Here is a 14,491-nt window from a genome sequence, read left to right as displayed (position 1 = left end):
TATCGGAACGTTCCGCGCAAGGAGGCGGCGATGTCGGTACTCAAGAGCCTGGTAGAGGCCATCGGCGACGGCGGGGTAGAGGTGATCGACCTCACCGCGCCCCTTTCGCCCGCGACGCCGGTGCTGCGGCTGCCCGAGCCGTTCGCCAACACGATCGGTTTCCGGCTGGAGGAGATCAGCCGCTACGACGACCGCGGTCCCGCGTGGTACTGGAACGACATCCACACCGGCGAGCACACCGGCACCCACTTCGACGCGCCCGTCCACTGGGTCACCGCCAAGGACGGCCAGGACGTCTCCCAGGTGCCGGTGAACCGGCTGATCGCCCCCGCCGTGGTCCTGGACTTCTCCGCCGAGGCCGCCCGCGACCCCGACTTCCTGCTCCAGATCGACCACGTCGCCGCCTGGGAGAAGCAGCACGGCCCGCTGCCCGAGGGCGGCTGGCTGCTCTACCGGACCGGCTGGGACGTCCGGGCCGGTGACCAGGAGGCGTTCCTGAACGGCGGGCACGCGCCGGGCATCTCCGCCGAGTGCGCCAGGTGGCTGGCCGAGCGGACGCCGATCGGCGGGCTTGGCGTGGAGACCGTCGGCACCGACGCGGGCGCGGCGCACTCCTTCGATCCGCCCTTCCCGTGCCATTCGTTCCTGCTCGGCGCGGGCAAGTACGGCCTGACCCAGCTTCGCAACCTGGACCGGCTGCCGGCCACCGGTTCGGTCGTGGTGGCCCCGCCGCTGCCCATCACCGGCGGGTCCGGCAGCCCGGTACGCGTCCTGGCGCTGGTGGAGTCCGCGGGCGGCGCGGGGGAGTCGCGTTGATCGTCGCCGAGGCCGTCGGGCGGGCGCTCGCCGGGCTGGGCGTGGACACCGTCTTCGGCGTGGTGGGCAGCGGCAACTTCCATGTGACGAACGCCCTGGTGGCGGCGGGGGCCCGCTACGTCGCGGCGCGGCACGAGGGCGGCGCGGCGACCATGGCCGACGCCTACGCCCGGGTCGGCGGCGGCCTGGGCGTGCTCAGCGTCCACCAGGGGCCGGGGCTGACCAACGCGATGACCGGCATCGCCGAGGCGGCCAAGAGCCGCACTCCGCTGCTGGTGCTGGCCGGGGAGGCCACCGAGGCCGCCTCCAACTTCCACATCGACCAGGCGGCCATGGTGGCGGCGGTGGGGGCGGTCGCGGCGCGGGTCCGGTCGGCGGAGTCGGCGGTGGCCGACGCGGCGCAGGCCGCCCGCCTGGCGCTGCGCGACCGCCGTACGGTGCTGCTCAACCTGCCGCTGGACGTCCAGGCGCTGCCCGTACGGCAGGCCGCGCCACCGGCGCCCGGCCCTCCGCCCGACGACGCACCGCCGTGCCCGGATCAGGTCGCCGCGCTGGCGGACGCGCTGGCCGCGGCGCGCCGCCCGGTGTTCGTGGCCGGGCGGGGCGCGCGGCACGCCCGCGACGCCCTGGTCGCGCTGGCCGGCCGGACCGGGGCGCTGCTGTCCACCTCCGCGGTGGCCAGGGGCCTGTTCCGGGGCGACCCGTGGGACCTCGACGTCAGCGGCGGCTTCGCCTCGCCCCTCGCCGCCGAACTGATCCGCGGGGCCGACCTGCTGGTGTCCTGGGGCTGCGGCCTGAACATGTGGACCACCCGGCACGGCGCGCTGATCGGCCCGCGCACGACGGTCGTCCAGGTGGACATCGAGCGGGCCGCCATCGGCCGGCACCGCGGCGTCGATCTCGGCGTCGTGGGCGACGTCCGCGAGACCGCGACGCTCACCGCCGCGCGCCTGCCGGGGGCGCGGCCCGGGTACCGGTCGCCGGGGCTGGCCGAGCGGATCGAGCGGGAGATCCACTGGCGCGACGTGCCGTACAAGGACGCCGGTGGCGACGGGCGGATCGACCCGCGGACCCTGACGGCGGAACTGGACGACATGCTGCCCCGGGAACGGGTGGTCGCCGTTGATTCAGGAAATTTCATGGGCTATCCGTCGATGTACCTTTCGGTGCCGGACGAGCGGGGATTCTGCTTCACCCAGGCGTTCCAGGCCGTCGGCCTGGGCCTCGCCACGGCGATCGGGGCGGCCCTGGCCCAGCCGCACCGGCTGCCGGTCGCGGCGCTCGGCGACGGCGGCGCGCTGATGGGCCTTTCGGAGCTGGAGACGGTGGTGCGCCTCGGCCTGCCGATGGTGATCGTCGTCTACGACGACGAGGCGTACGGCGCGGAGGTGCACCACTTCGGCCCCGAGGGCCACCCGCTCGACACCGTGACCTTCCCGCCCACCGACCTGGCCGCCATCGCCCGCGGCCATGGCTGCGCGGGGGTCACCGTACGCGAGCCCGCCGACCTCGCCGCCCTGGCCGAATGGGTGACGGGCCCGCGCGACCGCCCGCTGCTCGTCCACGCGAAGATCGCCTCAGGCCCGGCGGCCTGGTGGCTGGAGGAGGCGTTCCGCGGCCACTGAAACCGCTGAAGCCGCTGAAATCGCGGAAACCCCCCAAGGCCCGGCGGGCGGCGACCCGCCGGGCCGTGTCGTTTCGACAAGGAGTGAATCCATCCCGATGAACGTCGAACTACGTCCGCTGCGGGAATCGGATGTGGCGCGTATGGAAGAGGTCCTCTCCTCGCCGGAAGGCACCGGCGAACTCCAGTGGTTCGGCCACCGCAACCTTCAGCACATCAGGGAGAAGGTCGCGGCCGGCGGCTACCTGGGCCCCGACGACGACGGGCTGATCGTCGAGGCCGACGGCGCCTTCGCCGGCTGGGTGAGCTGGAACAAGCGCTTCTGGGGCCCGCGGGCCACCTCGTGGAGCTGGGAGTTCGGCATCCTGATCATTTCGGCGTTCCGCGGCAAGGGCGTCGGGACCGCCGCCCAGCGCGACCTCGTCGGCTATCTGTTCGCGCACACGCCCGTACACCGCATCCAAGCGGGCACGGACGTGAAGAACCTCGCCGAGCAGCGCGTGCTCGAAAAAATCGGATTCCAGCGCGAAGGGGTCATCCGCCGGGCGCAGTGGCGGATGGGAGAATGGCACGACCAGATCCTCTATTCCATTCTGCGTGAAGAATGGAATACGGCCGGGTGAGGAGACCACGTCATCCGATTCGGCGGGCGGCGGGCCCGGAGCCCCGGCCCGGTAGGGCCTCCGTGCGGGCCTCGCCGTCCCCTGGTCGATTTGACATCATGTGGTCAGCGGGCTTGTCAAGTATCGCATCTCTGGAGATGCCCGGCTAGGCTCGCCTGGTCGATGCGCTTTTTCGCTAGGGAGTAGTGCACATGGGGGTAAAGTACAGCCCGTTCGATTACGCGATCCACGACGACCCGTTTCCGGCCTATGCCGGCCTCCTGGAAGAAGCGCCTCTCTACCACAACGAAGAGGACGACTTCTGGGCGCTGAGCAGGCACGCCGACGTGACGGCGGCGCTGGCCGACCATGCCCGCTACTCCAGTTCACACGGCCCGCTGCTGGACCGGCCGCCGTGGGGCCCCGACGCCTCGGCCGCGCTGTCCTTCGTCGCGATGGACCCGCCCAGGCACACGGAGCTGCGCACGCCGGTCTCCCGGGGCTTCACCGCCCGCCGCGTCGCCGCCATGGAGCCGCGCGTCCGTGAGATCGCCCGCCGCCACCTCGCGGAGGCGCTGGAGCGCGGCGCGTTCGACTTCATCGAGGACTTCGCCGCCCGCGTCCCCCTCGACGTCGTCTCCGAGCTGGTCGGCGTGCCGGAGTCCGACCGCGACGAGGTGCGCAGGCTGGCCGCCCGCTCGCTGCACCGCGAGGACCGCACCCAGGAGGTCACCGCCGACGGCGCGGCGGCGGGGGCCGCGCTGCTGGAGTACTACAGCGGGCTGATCGCGCGCCGCCGGGCCGAGCCCGCCGACGACATGATCTCGGTGCTCACCGCGAGTCTGCCCGACGAGCAGATCGTGCCGATCCTGTTCGTCCTGCTGGCGGCCGGCAGCGAGACCACCACCAACCTGCTCGGCCACGCCTGGTACTGGGCCTGGCGGCACCCCGATCAGCGGAAGATCGCGTTCGGCGGTGACGTGCCCGGCTGGATCGAGGAGAGCCTGCGCTACGACCCGCCCGCGGTCGGCGTCGCCCGCCTGCTGACCGAGGACACCGAACTGCACGGCACGCGCGTCCCCGCCGGGTCGCGCATGTGGCTCATCATCGCCGCGGCCAACCGCGACCCGCGCGTCTTTCCCGACCCCGACCGCTACGACCTGAGCAGGGACACCAGCGAACTGGTGAGCTTCAGCGGCGGCCGGCACTACTGCATGGGCGCGAGCCTCGGCCGCATGGAGGCCCGGATCGCCCTGGAGGAGCTGGTCGCCGCCGTCGCGGACTACGAGATCGACCCCTCCGGGCTGCGCCGCTCCCACATGGGCAACGTCCGGGGCTTCACCACCCTGCCGACCACGGTGACGCCCCGCTGACCCTGCCTGCCGTGTGCCCGCGGATACGTTGCCGTAGGTTACGGTTGCTCCATGTCGGAGATCGTGTATCCGCCGGTCATCTTGACGGCGATGACCCTGTTCCGCGCCCTCGACCTCAAGCTCCACATCGAGGGCGCGGACCACGTGCCCCGGCAGGGCGGCGCGGTGCTGGTGAGCAACCACATCAGCTATCTCGACTTCATCTTCGCCGGCATGGGGGCCCGCCGGTCGCGGCGGCTGGTCCGGTTCCTGGCCAAGAAAGAGGTCTTCGACCACCGGATCTCCGGGCCGCTGATGCGCGGCATGCACCACATCCCGGTCGATCGCGCGGCGGGCGCGGGCTCCTACGCGGCCTCGCTGCGCGCGCTCAAGGCGGGCGAGGTCGTCGGGGTGTTCGCGGAGGGCACGATCAGCAGGTCGTTCACGGTCAAGGAGATCAAGAACGGTGCGATCAGGATGGCCGCGGCCACCGGCGTGCCGATGATCCCGGTCGGGCTGTGGGGCACCCAGCGGCTGTGGACCAAGGGCCGTCCGCGCAACCTGCTGCAGCGGCACGTCCCCATCACGATCCTGGTGGGCGAGCCCATCCACCCCAAGCGCGGCGACGACATGGCGGCCCGTACCGACGAGCTGAGCGCCCGGCTGACCGAACTCCTCGACCGCGCCCAGCGCACCTACCCGGAGATCCCGCCAGGGGTCTGGTGGCAGCCCCGCCACCTCGGCGGCAGCGCGCCCACCCCGGAGGAGGCCGCCGCGATGGACGAGGCGGAGGCCGCCAAGTCCGGCGACTGAGCGTGCGACAGGTGTGATCCCTGTTACCCGTGGTGCTCGCGTGACAGGATGTGCGGCATGCCGCATGCCCCCGGGACAGGCGACGAGCACGTGTGGGTCCCCGCCACCGCCGGTCATGAGCTGGCGCTGGACGGCGACCGGCTGATCTGCCGCGACGGCGACGGCAGGCCGCGCAAGGCGGTGCCCAAGGCGGTCAGGGAGAGCCGGGCCGCCGAGGAGCTGACCGCGTTGCGCGATCATCTCCAGCGGCACGCGGCCGGGTGCCGCGCCGAGGTGGAGCGGTGGATGCTCGGCGCGCGGCCCGTGCCCGCCGGCCTGCTGCGCGGGCTGTGGCCCGACCCCGCCTGGCGGGACGCGCTCACCGGCCTGGTGGTGGCGGTGGGCGGCCGGGTGGCGCTGCTCACCGGGATCGACGACGCCGGCCGGATCGGCACGGTGAGCCTGGACGGCGAATCCCGCTGCGTCGCGCCCGGCGCCGAGCTGCGGATCGCCCACCCGCTCACCCTCGGTGACCTCGCCGGGGCCCGCGAACTGGCCGCCAAGCTCGGCCTCACCCAGGGCGTACCGCAACTCGCCCGCACCCTGCACGGCAAGCCGGACGACGTGACCGGGACGGCCTGCCACGCCTACTCCGACGCCAGATTCGCCGAACTCCGCCAGGCCACGGGGCGCGCGGCCCGGCTCGGGTTCGCCCTGTCCGGCGGGTACGCCACCTGCGCGGTCGCCGAGGACGGGACGTGGGTGCGGGCCTGGTTCTGGCTCGGCGCGGGCCCGCCCGAGGCCGCGGCCTGGACCGGCGAACTGATCTGGACCGGCGACTCCGGCGAGCCCATCCCACTGCCCCGCGTCGGGCCCATCGCCTGGTCGGAAGGACTGCGCATGGCCGAACTCCTGCACGCGGGCCGGGTGAGCGATGCCGACTGACCCGCTCAGGGCCCGCACGTACCACCACCCGAACCTCGGCGCCGGCCGGGTCGTCGTGATACCCACGACACAAGCCCGCGAGCCGGCCACGGACCACGAAATGGCCACGCTCGGCTTCACCCCGCCTCCACCGGCCACACGGCACGAGCCGCGGACGGGCGGGGGTGTGGTGGCGGCGGCCGGGGTGGCGCCTCTGGTACGGCGGGGCGGTGTGCGGGCCGCCGTGGTGGCCGAGCGGGCCGAGGTCATCGCTCGTGGTCTCGATGTCGCCGAGGTGCCCGTCTTCTGGGAGCAGGTGGCCGGGCACTGTCTGGACGCCGGGTGGCCGCAGCGGGCCGGCGCGATGTTCCTGCGTGCCAGGCGGGCCGAGGAGGAGCACGGGCTGGTGGTGGCGGAGGACGTCCGGCGCGCGGCGTACCTGCGGTTCGCGCTCGCCGGGGCGCTGCCCGCCAAGGCCGTCGCCGGGTACGCGGCCGGGCTGGCCGAGCGCCATGCCCCCGCCCGCGCCTACGCCGAGTTGCTGGAGCTGGTCGCCGGCTACACCGGGGGCGGCCTGCCGCCCTGGCCCGCGCTGCCCCGGCAGGTCCGCGCGATGGCCAAGGCCGCGGGGCTGGACCCGGTGGAGGCGGAGCGCCGCGCGTTCGCCCTGCTGCTGCGCGCCCCCGCGACCCGCCACGCCTCCGCCGCGTTCTGGAAGGCCAACCGGGCCCGGCTGGTGCGGCTGGCCAAGCGGTTCTCCGAACCGCGGCACGCCCTGCTCCACCTGTTCCCCGACGCCGACATGGACGAGTGGTGGCTCGCCCTGCTCGACGAGACCGGCGCGCTCACCGACCTGGCCGGTGCGGAGGCCGCGGGCTGGCTCACCCGCATGGCGGCCCACCTGGAGCGGGGCAGGCGCACCGGCCGCACCCCGCCCCTCCTGCTCGCCCTCGTCACCCGGCTGGAGCCGGGCGAGGAGCCGGTACGCCCGGCCGGCTCCCTGCGTTCCGGCATCATCGACGCCGACCTGCTGGACGCCTGCCTGGCCGCCGGGTTCCCGGTGGCCGACCCCGCCCCCGGTCACACCATCGACCTGGGCCGCTGGCTGGAACACCGGCAGCGCGACCTGGCCGCCATCGGCGCCGACCCGCGCCACGCCCGGCTGCTGAGCGCCGCGGTGGGCGCGTTCGCCGCCCGGCACGGGGTCGGCGCGCTGCTGGACGTGGCGGCGCTGCGCCCGCTGGTCAGGGACTGGGTGGCCGCCGAGGCGGGCGAGATCGCCCGGGGCGGGCTGGCCGACGCCCGCGAGGCCGTGCAGCGCCTCTCCAGCGGGCTGCCGCCGGGCGCGGCGGGCATGGCGGCGATGCCCGAGGGCGTCCGCGAGGCCATCGAGGGAGCGGACGTGGCGGTCACCCTCACCCGCACCCTGCGCGCGGGCATCCTGGACGAGCTGGGCTGGGACGACCTGGACGCCGCCGCCGACGAACTCGGCCCTGACGCCGAGATCACCCCGAGCTGGCCGGTGCTCACCGTCTACGACCGGCACCGCGCGGTCGCGGTCGGCCCGGCCGGCCGGATCGCCGAACACGACCTGCGGCTGCCCGCCACGGCCGAGTCCTTCACCGTGGTCTACTCGGCGGGGGAGTTCCTGGTGGTCTGGGACGACCACCGCACGGCACGCGGCTACTGGACGGCGGGCCCGGCCCGGACGCCCCCCGGCCCGGTGCCCCGCGTGGGCGGCGCGCTGCGGCCGAGGTCCGGGTACGGCTTCGCGTTCCTCGACGCCTCCGGCGCGCGGGTCACCGGAAGGCGGGCGCTGCGCCCTGGCGAGCCGCGCCTGGCCGACACCCCGCGGCTGCTGTGCGACGGCGTGACGTACTGGTGCCAGCCGGAGGCGTGGCGCCCGGAACTACGCGAGCTGGACCCCGCCACCGGCGAGCTGGGCCGGGCCTCGCTGCCCGGCTTCCTGGAACGCGCCCCGCTCCCGGCGGGCCGCGCCTGGGCCGTCGAGGCGTGTACGCTCGCCCCCCTGCCCGAAGGGGTGCGGCGGACCCCGCTCGGCACGGACGGCACGCTGGTGGGCTTTCGGGTCAGCAGGCGGACCGGCGACGGCGCGAACGGGCACACCGAGGGCCGCTACGTCATCGAGGGCGTGGACGGCCGCAGGGCCGAGCCGCGCGGCCGGGCGGGCGCGGTGCCCTGGGGCCTGATCGAACTCCCGCACGCGGGCCGCCACGGCATGGGCGTGCTGGCCGGCGACACGCTGGTGTGGCTGGTGGACCAGACGGGCGAGGCGGCGCACTGGCAGGTCGCGGCGGGCACCGGCGACCGCTGGGTGCCGCCCGCCGCCCGGCTCGCCGCGCGGGGCACACCGATCGTCCCGCCGCCCGCGTTCTGGCACTTCCTCTCCCCGCGCGACCCGGACGCCTCCGCCCGGCTGCGGACCGTCTCCGAGGCCGCGGTACGCGCCCTGCTCGACGCCGCCACCGCCGACCTCGCCGCGGACCCGGCCCGCACCGAACTACCCCGCGCGGCCCACCTCATCGAGAAACTGGCCACCCACCCCCGGCTGCGGGCCGGGCTGACCGGATTCACCCGCCAGGCCGCCGACCTGCACCTGCGCCTGACGGCACTGGCGGCGGGCGACTCTCACCCCATGTGCGGATAGCGAGGTCAGCGCACTCGACACCATGGAGGTTACAAGCATCTGGTCGATCAGATGGAGAAGGCCCCGATCTCGACGATCGTCATCACATGGCCGCCGCCATCGCGGGCCGTGCCCATACTCTGGTCACGTGGAACACTGCGGATTTCCCGGCAGCCTTCCTTGGCCGCCACGGGGTGACCGTTGCCGAACCCGACACCTACCTGTGTTCACTGCTGAGTCAGAGTCCTCATGAGGTGATGGATGTGCTGGCCCGGATGGCGTCCGGAAAACGCCGTCCACCCATGACCCCCCTGGACATTGTGGATGCTCTGGACAGAGCAGGGGTTCCCGCCTTCGCGCGCCGTGCGCGTGGCCGCATGTACGGAATGGCGGACGAAAGGTGACCGGCGCCAACGCGCTTCGATGCCCCAGTGCCCGGTTGAGGGCGCCGGGGCATCTTGTGGAATATCACCCCATGTGCGGGTAGCGGTGGTCGGTCGGCGGGATCAGGTTCTCCTTGATCGCGCGGGCGTTCACCCAGCGGATCAGGTTGAAGATGGAGCCGGCCTTGTCGTTGGTGCCCGAGGCGCGGGCGCCGCCGAAGGGCTGCTGGCCGACGACCGCGCCGGTCGGCTTGTCGTTGATGTAGAAGTTGCCCGCGGCGAAGCGCAGCCGCTCGGCGGTGGCCGCGACGGCCCGGCGGTCCTGGGCGATGACCGCCCCGGTCAGCGCGTACGGCGCGACGCCCTCCATCTGGTCCAGCATGGTGTCGTAGTCGGCGTCGTCATAGACGTGCACGGCCAGGATCGGGCCGAAGTACTCCTTGACGAAGATCTCGTCGGTGGGGTCGGCGCACTCCAGCACCGTGGGCCGCACGAAGTAGCCGGTGGAGTCGTCGTAGGAGCCGGTGAGCACGTTCACCGAGTCCGCGGCGCGGGCCCGGTCGATGGCGGCCTTGTGCTTGGCGAACGCCCGCTCGTCGATCACCGCGCCCATGAACAGCGACAGGTCGGTGGCCACGTCGCCGATCGTCAGCGACTCCGCGGTCGAGACGAAGTCGTCGCGGATCCGGCCCCACACCGAGCGCGGCACGTACGCGCGCGAGGCGGCCGAGCACTTCTGCCCCTGGTACTCGAAGGCACCCCTGATCAGCGCCGTGGAGAGCACGGCGGGGTCGGCGGAGGGGTGGGCCACCACGAAGTCCTTGCCGCCCGTCTCGCCCACCAGGCGCGGGTAGCCGTGGTAGCCGGTGATGCCCGCGCCCACCGTGGACCACAGGTGCTGGAAGGTGGCGGTGGAACCGGTGAAGTGGATGCCCGCCAGCCGCGGGTCGCGCAGCGCGACCTCCGAGACGGCCGCGCCGTTGCCGGTGACCAGGTTGATCACGCCCGGCGGCAGGCCGGCCTCCTCCAGCAGGCGCATGATGAAGTGCGCGGAGAACTGCTGGGTCGGCGAGGGCTTCCAGACGACGACGTTGCCCATCAGGGCCGGGGCGGTCGGCAGGTTCGCCGCGATGGAGGTGAAGTTGAACGGCGTGATCGCCAGCACGAACCCTTCGAGCGGCCGGTACTCCATCCGGTTCCACACCCCGGGAGAGGAGATCGGCTGCTCGGCCAGCAGGGCCCGCGCGTACGCGACGTTGAACCGGAAGAAGTCGATCAGCTCGCAGGCCGCGTCGATCTCCGCCTGGTAGGCGGTCTTGGACTGGGCCAGCATGGTGGCCGCGTTGAGCGTCTGCCGCCACGGCCCGGCCAGCAGGTCGGCCGCCCTGAGCAGGACGGCGGCGCGGTCGTCGAAGGACAGCGCCCGCCACGCCGGGGCCGCCTCGGTGGCCGCGTCGATGGCCGCCCGCACGTCGGACGGAGTCGCCTCGGCCAGCCGGCCGAGCACCGCGGCCCGGTTGTGCGGCTGCACCGCCTCGATCTCGGCGCCGCCGCCCATCCGCCGCTCACCGCCGATGGTCATGGTCATGTCGAGCCGCGTGCCGCCGAGCTCCTTGAGCCGGCTTTCCAGCGCGGCGCGCTCGGGGCTGCCCGGCGCGTAGCCGTACACCGGCTCGTTGGCCGGGACCGGGACGTTGCTGATCGCATCCATGATGGTGGAACCTCTTCACTTGGACGTGAGCGAGCGCAGGAAGAAGGCCAGGTTGGCCGGGCGCTCGGCGAGCCTGCGCATGAAGTAGCCGTACCAGTCGTCGCCGTAGGGCACGTAGACCCGGACGGTGTGCCCCGCCCCCGCCAGCGCCGCCTGCCGGTCGGTCCGGATGCCGTACAGCATCTGGTACTCGTAATCGCCGCGCTCACGGCCGAAGCGGGCGGCGAGCGACTCGCTGATCGAGATCAGCCGATCGTCGTGCGTGGCCACCATGGGATACCCCTTCCCCGCCATGAGGATCCGCAGGCATCGCACGTACGCCCGATCGACGTCGTCCTTCTTCTGGTGGGCGACCGAGGGCGGCTCGGCGTAGGCGCCCTTCACCAGGCGCACCCGCGAGCCCTCCCCGGCCAGGTCGCGGCAGTCGGCCTCGGTGCGGAACAGGTAGGACTGCACGGCGACGCCGGTGCCGGGAAAGTCGGCGCGCAGCTCGCGCAGGATGCCGAGGGTGGAGTCGACCGTGGTGTGGTCCTCCATGTCCAGGGTGACCGTCGTACCGGCGGCGCGGGCCGCGGAGCAGATCTCCCTGGCGTGGTCCAGTGCGATGGCGTCGCCGTCCGGGCCGAGGGCCTGGCCGACGGCGGACAGCTTGACCGACACCTCCGCCCCGCGGCCTTCGCCGAGCCCGGCGAGGGCGTCCAGCAGGATGACGTACGCCTTGGCGGCCTGCGCCGCCGCCCCCGCGTCGTGGGTCTCCTCGCCGAGGTGGTCGATGGTCACGGTGAGACCGGCGCCGGTCAGCCGCCGCGCGGCCGCGACCGCCGCCGCCGTGTCGTCACCGGCCACGAACCGCCCGACGACCCGGCGGCTCGGCGGGAAACCGGAGACGGCGCGCCGTACGAGCCGGCTGCGCGAGCCGGCCAGAAGCAGTGAACCGAGCATGTCCCCAAGGCTATGAAGGTGGTTCCGCCCGGCACCATGGACAAGCGCACCGGGTGCTTCATACAAATGTACGATGAGGAGGTGGAGCTCCAGGAAACCGTGGACGAGGTCGCGCGGGTGCTCGGCGCGTCGGCGACCCTGGAGGACCGGGCCTTCCAGCTCCTGGCCTACGCGGCGCAGAGCGGCGACATCGACGCCGTCCGCCGTGACTCTATTCTGCGCCGCCGGGCCACCGACGAGGTACGCGCCTACTTCGAGGGGTACGGCATCGCCACCGCGCCCGGCCCGATCCGCATCCCCGCCGACGACGCGCTCGGCGTACTGGCCCGGGTGTGCGTCCCGCTGCGCCGCGCCGGGGTGACCTATGGCTACCTGTGGCTGCTCGACCCGGCGGATGGCGGCGGCGTCCCCGACGCGATGCTGGCGCGGATCGCCCCGCTGGCCGAAGACGCCGCCGGCCTGCTGGCCCTGGAGGCGCGCAACCGCCAGGAGCTGGGCCGCGGCCTGCGCGAGCTGCTGTCGGCCGATCCGGAGCGCAGGGCCGCCGCGCTGGCCAGGCTCGACATCGAGGGCCCGGTGGCGGCCGTCGCGGTGCGCGCCGCCCCCGACCGGACGACCGCGCTGTGGACGCTGCCGCGCGGCGTGCTGGCCGAGCCGGGAGACCCGGTCGCCCTGCTGGTACCCGCCCCCCTGGCGGCCGAGGTCGCCGCGCGGGCCCACGCGATGTACCGCACCCCCGCAGGCGTCGGCGGCCCGAGGAGGGACCCGGCCGACGCGTGGCGAAGCTGGCGGGAGGCGAGGCAGGCGCTGCGGGTCGCCGAGCGGGTCGAGCGGTTCGGGCCGGTCGCCGCCTGGCCCGACCTCGGCGTCTACCGGATGCTCGCCAGGCTGCCCGCCGCCGACCTGGCCGAGCTGGCCGCCGAGGCCGCCGACCTGCTCACCGACCCGGAGCTGGCGCACACCGTGGAGGTCTATCTCGACCAGGGCGGCCACGCCCAGCAGGCCGCGGCGGAGCTCGGCGTACACCGGCAGACCCTCTACTACCGCCTGTCCAAGGCCGAGCGCGCGGTCGCGGCCGACCTGTCGGACGGCGAGACGCGGCTGCGGCTGCACCTCGCGCTCAAGGCCGCGCGGATGGCCGCCTGAGCCGGGCCGGTGGGGTCAGTCGTCGGCCTCGCCGTACACCACGAAGCTGCTGCCGTGGCCGCCCGCCCGCGCCGCCATCGGCACGTGCGGCGTCTCCCGCGCGGGGTCGGCCTCGCCCGGCCCGGACCCGAGCAGCGCGCGGGTCAGCGCCTGCCGTTCGGCCAGCATCTCCGACAGCGCGGCGGACAGGTGGGCGTCGGTCAGGACGCTCGCGTCGTCTCCCGCCATGATCGTCCGTAGCACCGCGCGGCGCAGCAGCTCCTTGAAGAACGACGCGGTCGCGCCCTCGGTGCGGGACACGATCGCGTCGGAGTCGAAGGCGGGCCGCTGGCCGCGGGAGTAGAGCCGCAGCAGGGCCGCCCGGCCCGCGGTGTCCGGCTTGGGGATCTCCACGGCCAGGTCGATCCGGCCCGGCCGGTCGGCGAGCGCGCGTTCCAGCACGTCCGCCCGGTTGGTGGTGAGCACGAACGCCACGTCGGCATCGGACCCGACGCCGTCCATCGCGTCGAGCAGCATGAACAGCAGCGGGTTGCCCTCGGGGTTGAACGAGCGGTCCATCGCCACCAGGTCGACGTCCTCCAGCACCACCATCGCCGGCTGGAGCCGCCTGGCCAGCGCCGCGGCCTGCTCGATGTGGCGGATCGCCATGCCGGTCAAGACGATCACCGTGCAGCCGGTCATCCGGCCCATCAGGTAGCGCACGGTGTGGGTCTTGCCGCTGCCCGGCGGACCGTGCAGCAGCAGGCCGCGCTTGAGGTGCCGGCCGTGCGCGCGCAGCCGCGCGGCCAGCTCGCCGACCTCGATGACGTGCCGTTCCACCACGCCGAGCAGCCCGGCGGGCAGGACCACCTCATCGGCCGCGATCTGCGGCCGGGGCAGGAAACTGAGCAGCTCGTTGCCGCGGTGCTCGGTCCAGGCGAAGGAGAGGATCCGCCCGCGGAACACGTCGTGCTCGTGCATCAGGCGGGTGATCTCGTCCCTGGCCGCCCGCGCGCCGTCCCGGGAGGCGGCGAGCACTTCGATCCGGCACTGCGGCGGCCCGTGCTCCAGCCAGGTCCGCAGGCCGATCACCAGTGGCGTGCCGTCGGGGGCGTGCGCGCAGACCAGCCCGGCGCTCACCACCTCCATGGTGTCGCGCGGCCCGATCGCCGCGGTGGCGTAGCCGACCGCCCCCAGATCGAACCGATCCCAGCCACGCGACATCATGGTCAGCATGTCGGCGTAGTCGTAGCCGTGCCGGCTCTCGCCCGCGATGCCGAACCACTCGGCGCCGGGGGAGTAGCGGTCCAGGTAGGCGTCCACGCCGCGCTGGAGGTTGGCGTGCTCCCAGCGGGGAAAGGTCTCGCTCACGCTGATCACCTCGGTGAGCGGGCAGCCGAGGTGGCCGGTTACGCGGGAGACGACCGGAGCGTCCGGTCGTTCCTCCCGCAGCCGCTGGTTCGCGCTGGAAAGTAGATCGCGTAACTCCCGCGCCAGATGCCGCGCGTCGCTGGAATCCATGCCGCCTCCCGTGGGAGCAAGCCTGTCAGACTCCGGCCCGTTACGGGAGGGG

Annotated in this window: 12 protein-coding genes; 9 read left to right on the top strand and 3 right to left on the bottom strand. The window is 73.8% G+C overall.

Features of this window, described 5'->3' with window-relative positions:
• The first annotated feature begins 30 nt into the window (after positions 1-30).
• The 8 genes from ACH34R_RS00550 to ACH34R_RS00515 all read left to right on the top strand — a co-directional run bounded on the left by ACH34R_RS00550 (position 31) and on the right by ACH34R_RS00515 (position 9,161).
• Positions 31-816, top strand: coding sequence for a cyclase family protein (locus ACH34R_RS00550; RefSeq protein WP_397559303.1), 786 nt, complete (start codon positions 31-33; stop codon positions 814-816).
• The gene (locus tag ACH34R_RS00545; RefSeq protein ID WP_397559302.1) at positions 813-2,441 is read left to right on the top strand and encodes a thiamine pyrophosphate-binding protein; all 1,629 of its coding nucleotides are present in this window, start codon (positions 813-815) and stop codon (positions 2,439-2,441) included. The genes ACH34R_RS00550 and ACH34R_RS00545 overlap by 4 nt, the downstream gene beginning before the upstream one ends.
• 97 nt (positions 2,442-2,538) lie before the next feature.
• Complete coding sequence (locus ACH34R_RS00540; protein WP_397559301.1) at positions 2,539-3,063, top strand: GNAT family N-acetyltransferase; 525 nt, start codon at positions 2,539-2,541, stop codon at positions 3,061-3,063.
• 191 nt (positions 3,064-3,254) lie between these two features.
• Positions 3,255-4,415 carry a cytochrome P450 gene (locus tag ACH34R_RS00535; protein ID WP_397559300.1) on the top strand — a complete coding sequence of 387 codons (1,161 nt, stop codon included), beginning with the start codon at positions 3,255-3,257 and terminating at the stop codon, positions 4,413-4,415.
• Positions 4,416-4,466: 51 nt separating this feature from the next.
• Positions 4,467-5,207, top strand: coding sequence for a lysophospholipid acyltransferase family protein (locus ACH34R_RS00530; RefSeq protein ID WP_397559299.1), 741 nt, complete (start codon positions 4,467-4,469; stop codon positions 5,205-5,207).
• 57 nt (positions 5,208-5,264) lie between these two features.
• The gene (locus tag ACH34R_RS00525; RefSeq protein ID WP_397559298.1) at positions 5,265-6,131 is read left to right on the top strand and encodes a DUF4132 domain-containing protein; all 867 of its coding nucleotides are present in this window, start codon (positions 5,265-5,267) and stop codon (positions 6,129-6,131) included.
• The gene (locus ACH34R_RS00520; protein ID WP_397559297.1) at positions 6,121-8,778 is read left to right on the top strand and encodes a hypothetical protein; all 2,658 of its coding nucleotides are present in this window, start codon (positions 6,121-6,123) and stop codon (positions 8,776-8,778) included. The genes ACH34R_RS00525 and ACH34R_RS00520 overlap by 11 nt, the downstream gene beginning before the upstream one ends.
• 86 nt (positions 8,779-8,864) lie before the next feature.
• Positions 8,865-9,161, top strand: a complete 297-nt coding sequence (locus tag ACH34R_RS00515; RefSeq protein ID WP_397559296.1) for a hypothetical protein — start codon at positions 8,865-8,867, stop codon at positions 9,159-9,161.
• Between the two features lie 64 nt (positions 9,162-9,225).
• Here ACH34R_RS00515 and pruA read toward each other — a convergent pair whose 3' ends face one another.
• The gene (pruA, locus tag ACH34R_RS00510; RefSeq protein WP_397559295.1) at positions 9,226-10,851 is read right to left on the bottom strand and encodes an L-glutamate gamma-semialdehyde dehydrogenase; all 1,626 of its coding nucleotides are present in this window, start codon (positions 10,849-10,851) and stop codon (positions 9,226-9,228) included.
• A gap of 15 nt (positions 10,852-10,866) precedes the next feature.
• Positions 10,867-11,793, bottom strand: a complete 927-nt coding sequence (locus ACH34R_RS00505; protein ID WP_397559294.1) for a proline dehydrogenase family protein — start codon at positions 11,791-11,793, stop codon at positions 10,867-10,869.
• 81 nt (positions 11,794-11,874) lie between these two features.
• Here ACH34R_RS00505 and ACH34R_RS00500 point away from each other — a divergent pair, with 81 nt between their 5' ends.
• Positions 11,875-12,939 carry a PucR family transcriptional regulator gene (locus tag ACH34R_RS00500; RefSeq protein WP_397559293.1) on the top strand — a complete coding sequence of 355 codons (1,065 nt, stop codon included), beginning with the start codon at positions 11,875-11,877 and terminating at the stop codon, positions 12,937-12,939.
• Positions 12,940-12,954: 15 nt separating this feature from the next.
• Here the strand turns inward: ACH34R_RS00500 and ACH34R_RS00495 are convergent, their stop codons facing one another.
• Entirely contained in the window at positions 12,955-14,439 is a 1,485-nt protein-coding gene (locus ACH34R_RS00495) for an AAA family ATPase (RefSeq protein WP_397559291.1), read from the bottom strand.
• Positions 14,440-14,491 lie beyond the last annotated feature (52 nt).

The organism is Spongiactinospora sp. 9N601, from assembly GCF_044326295.1.
Lineage (GTDB): Bacteria > Actinomycetota > Actinomycetes > Streptosporangiales > Streptosporangiaceae > Spongiactinospora > Spongiactinospora gelatinilytica.
Note: the sequence above shows the minus strand (reverse complement) of the source record. Positions and strands in the feature narration are given on the sequence as shown.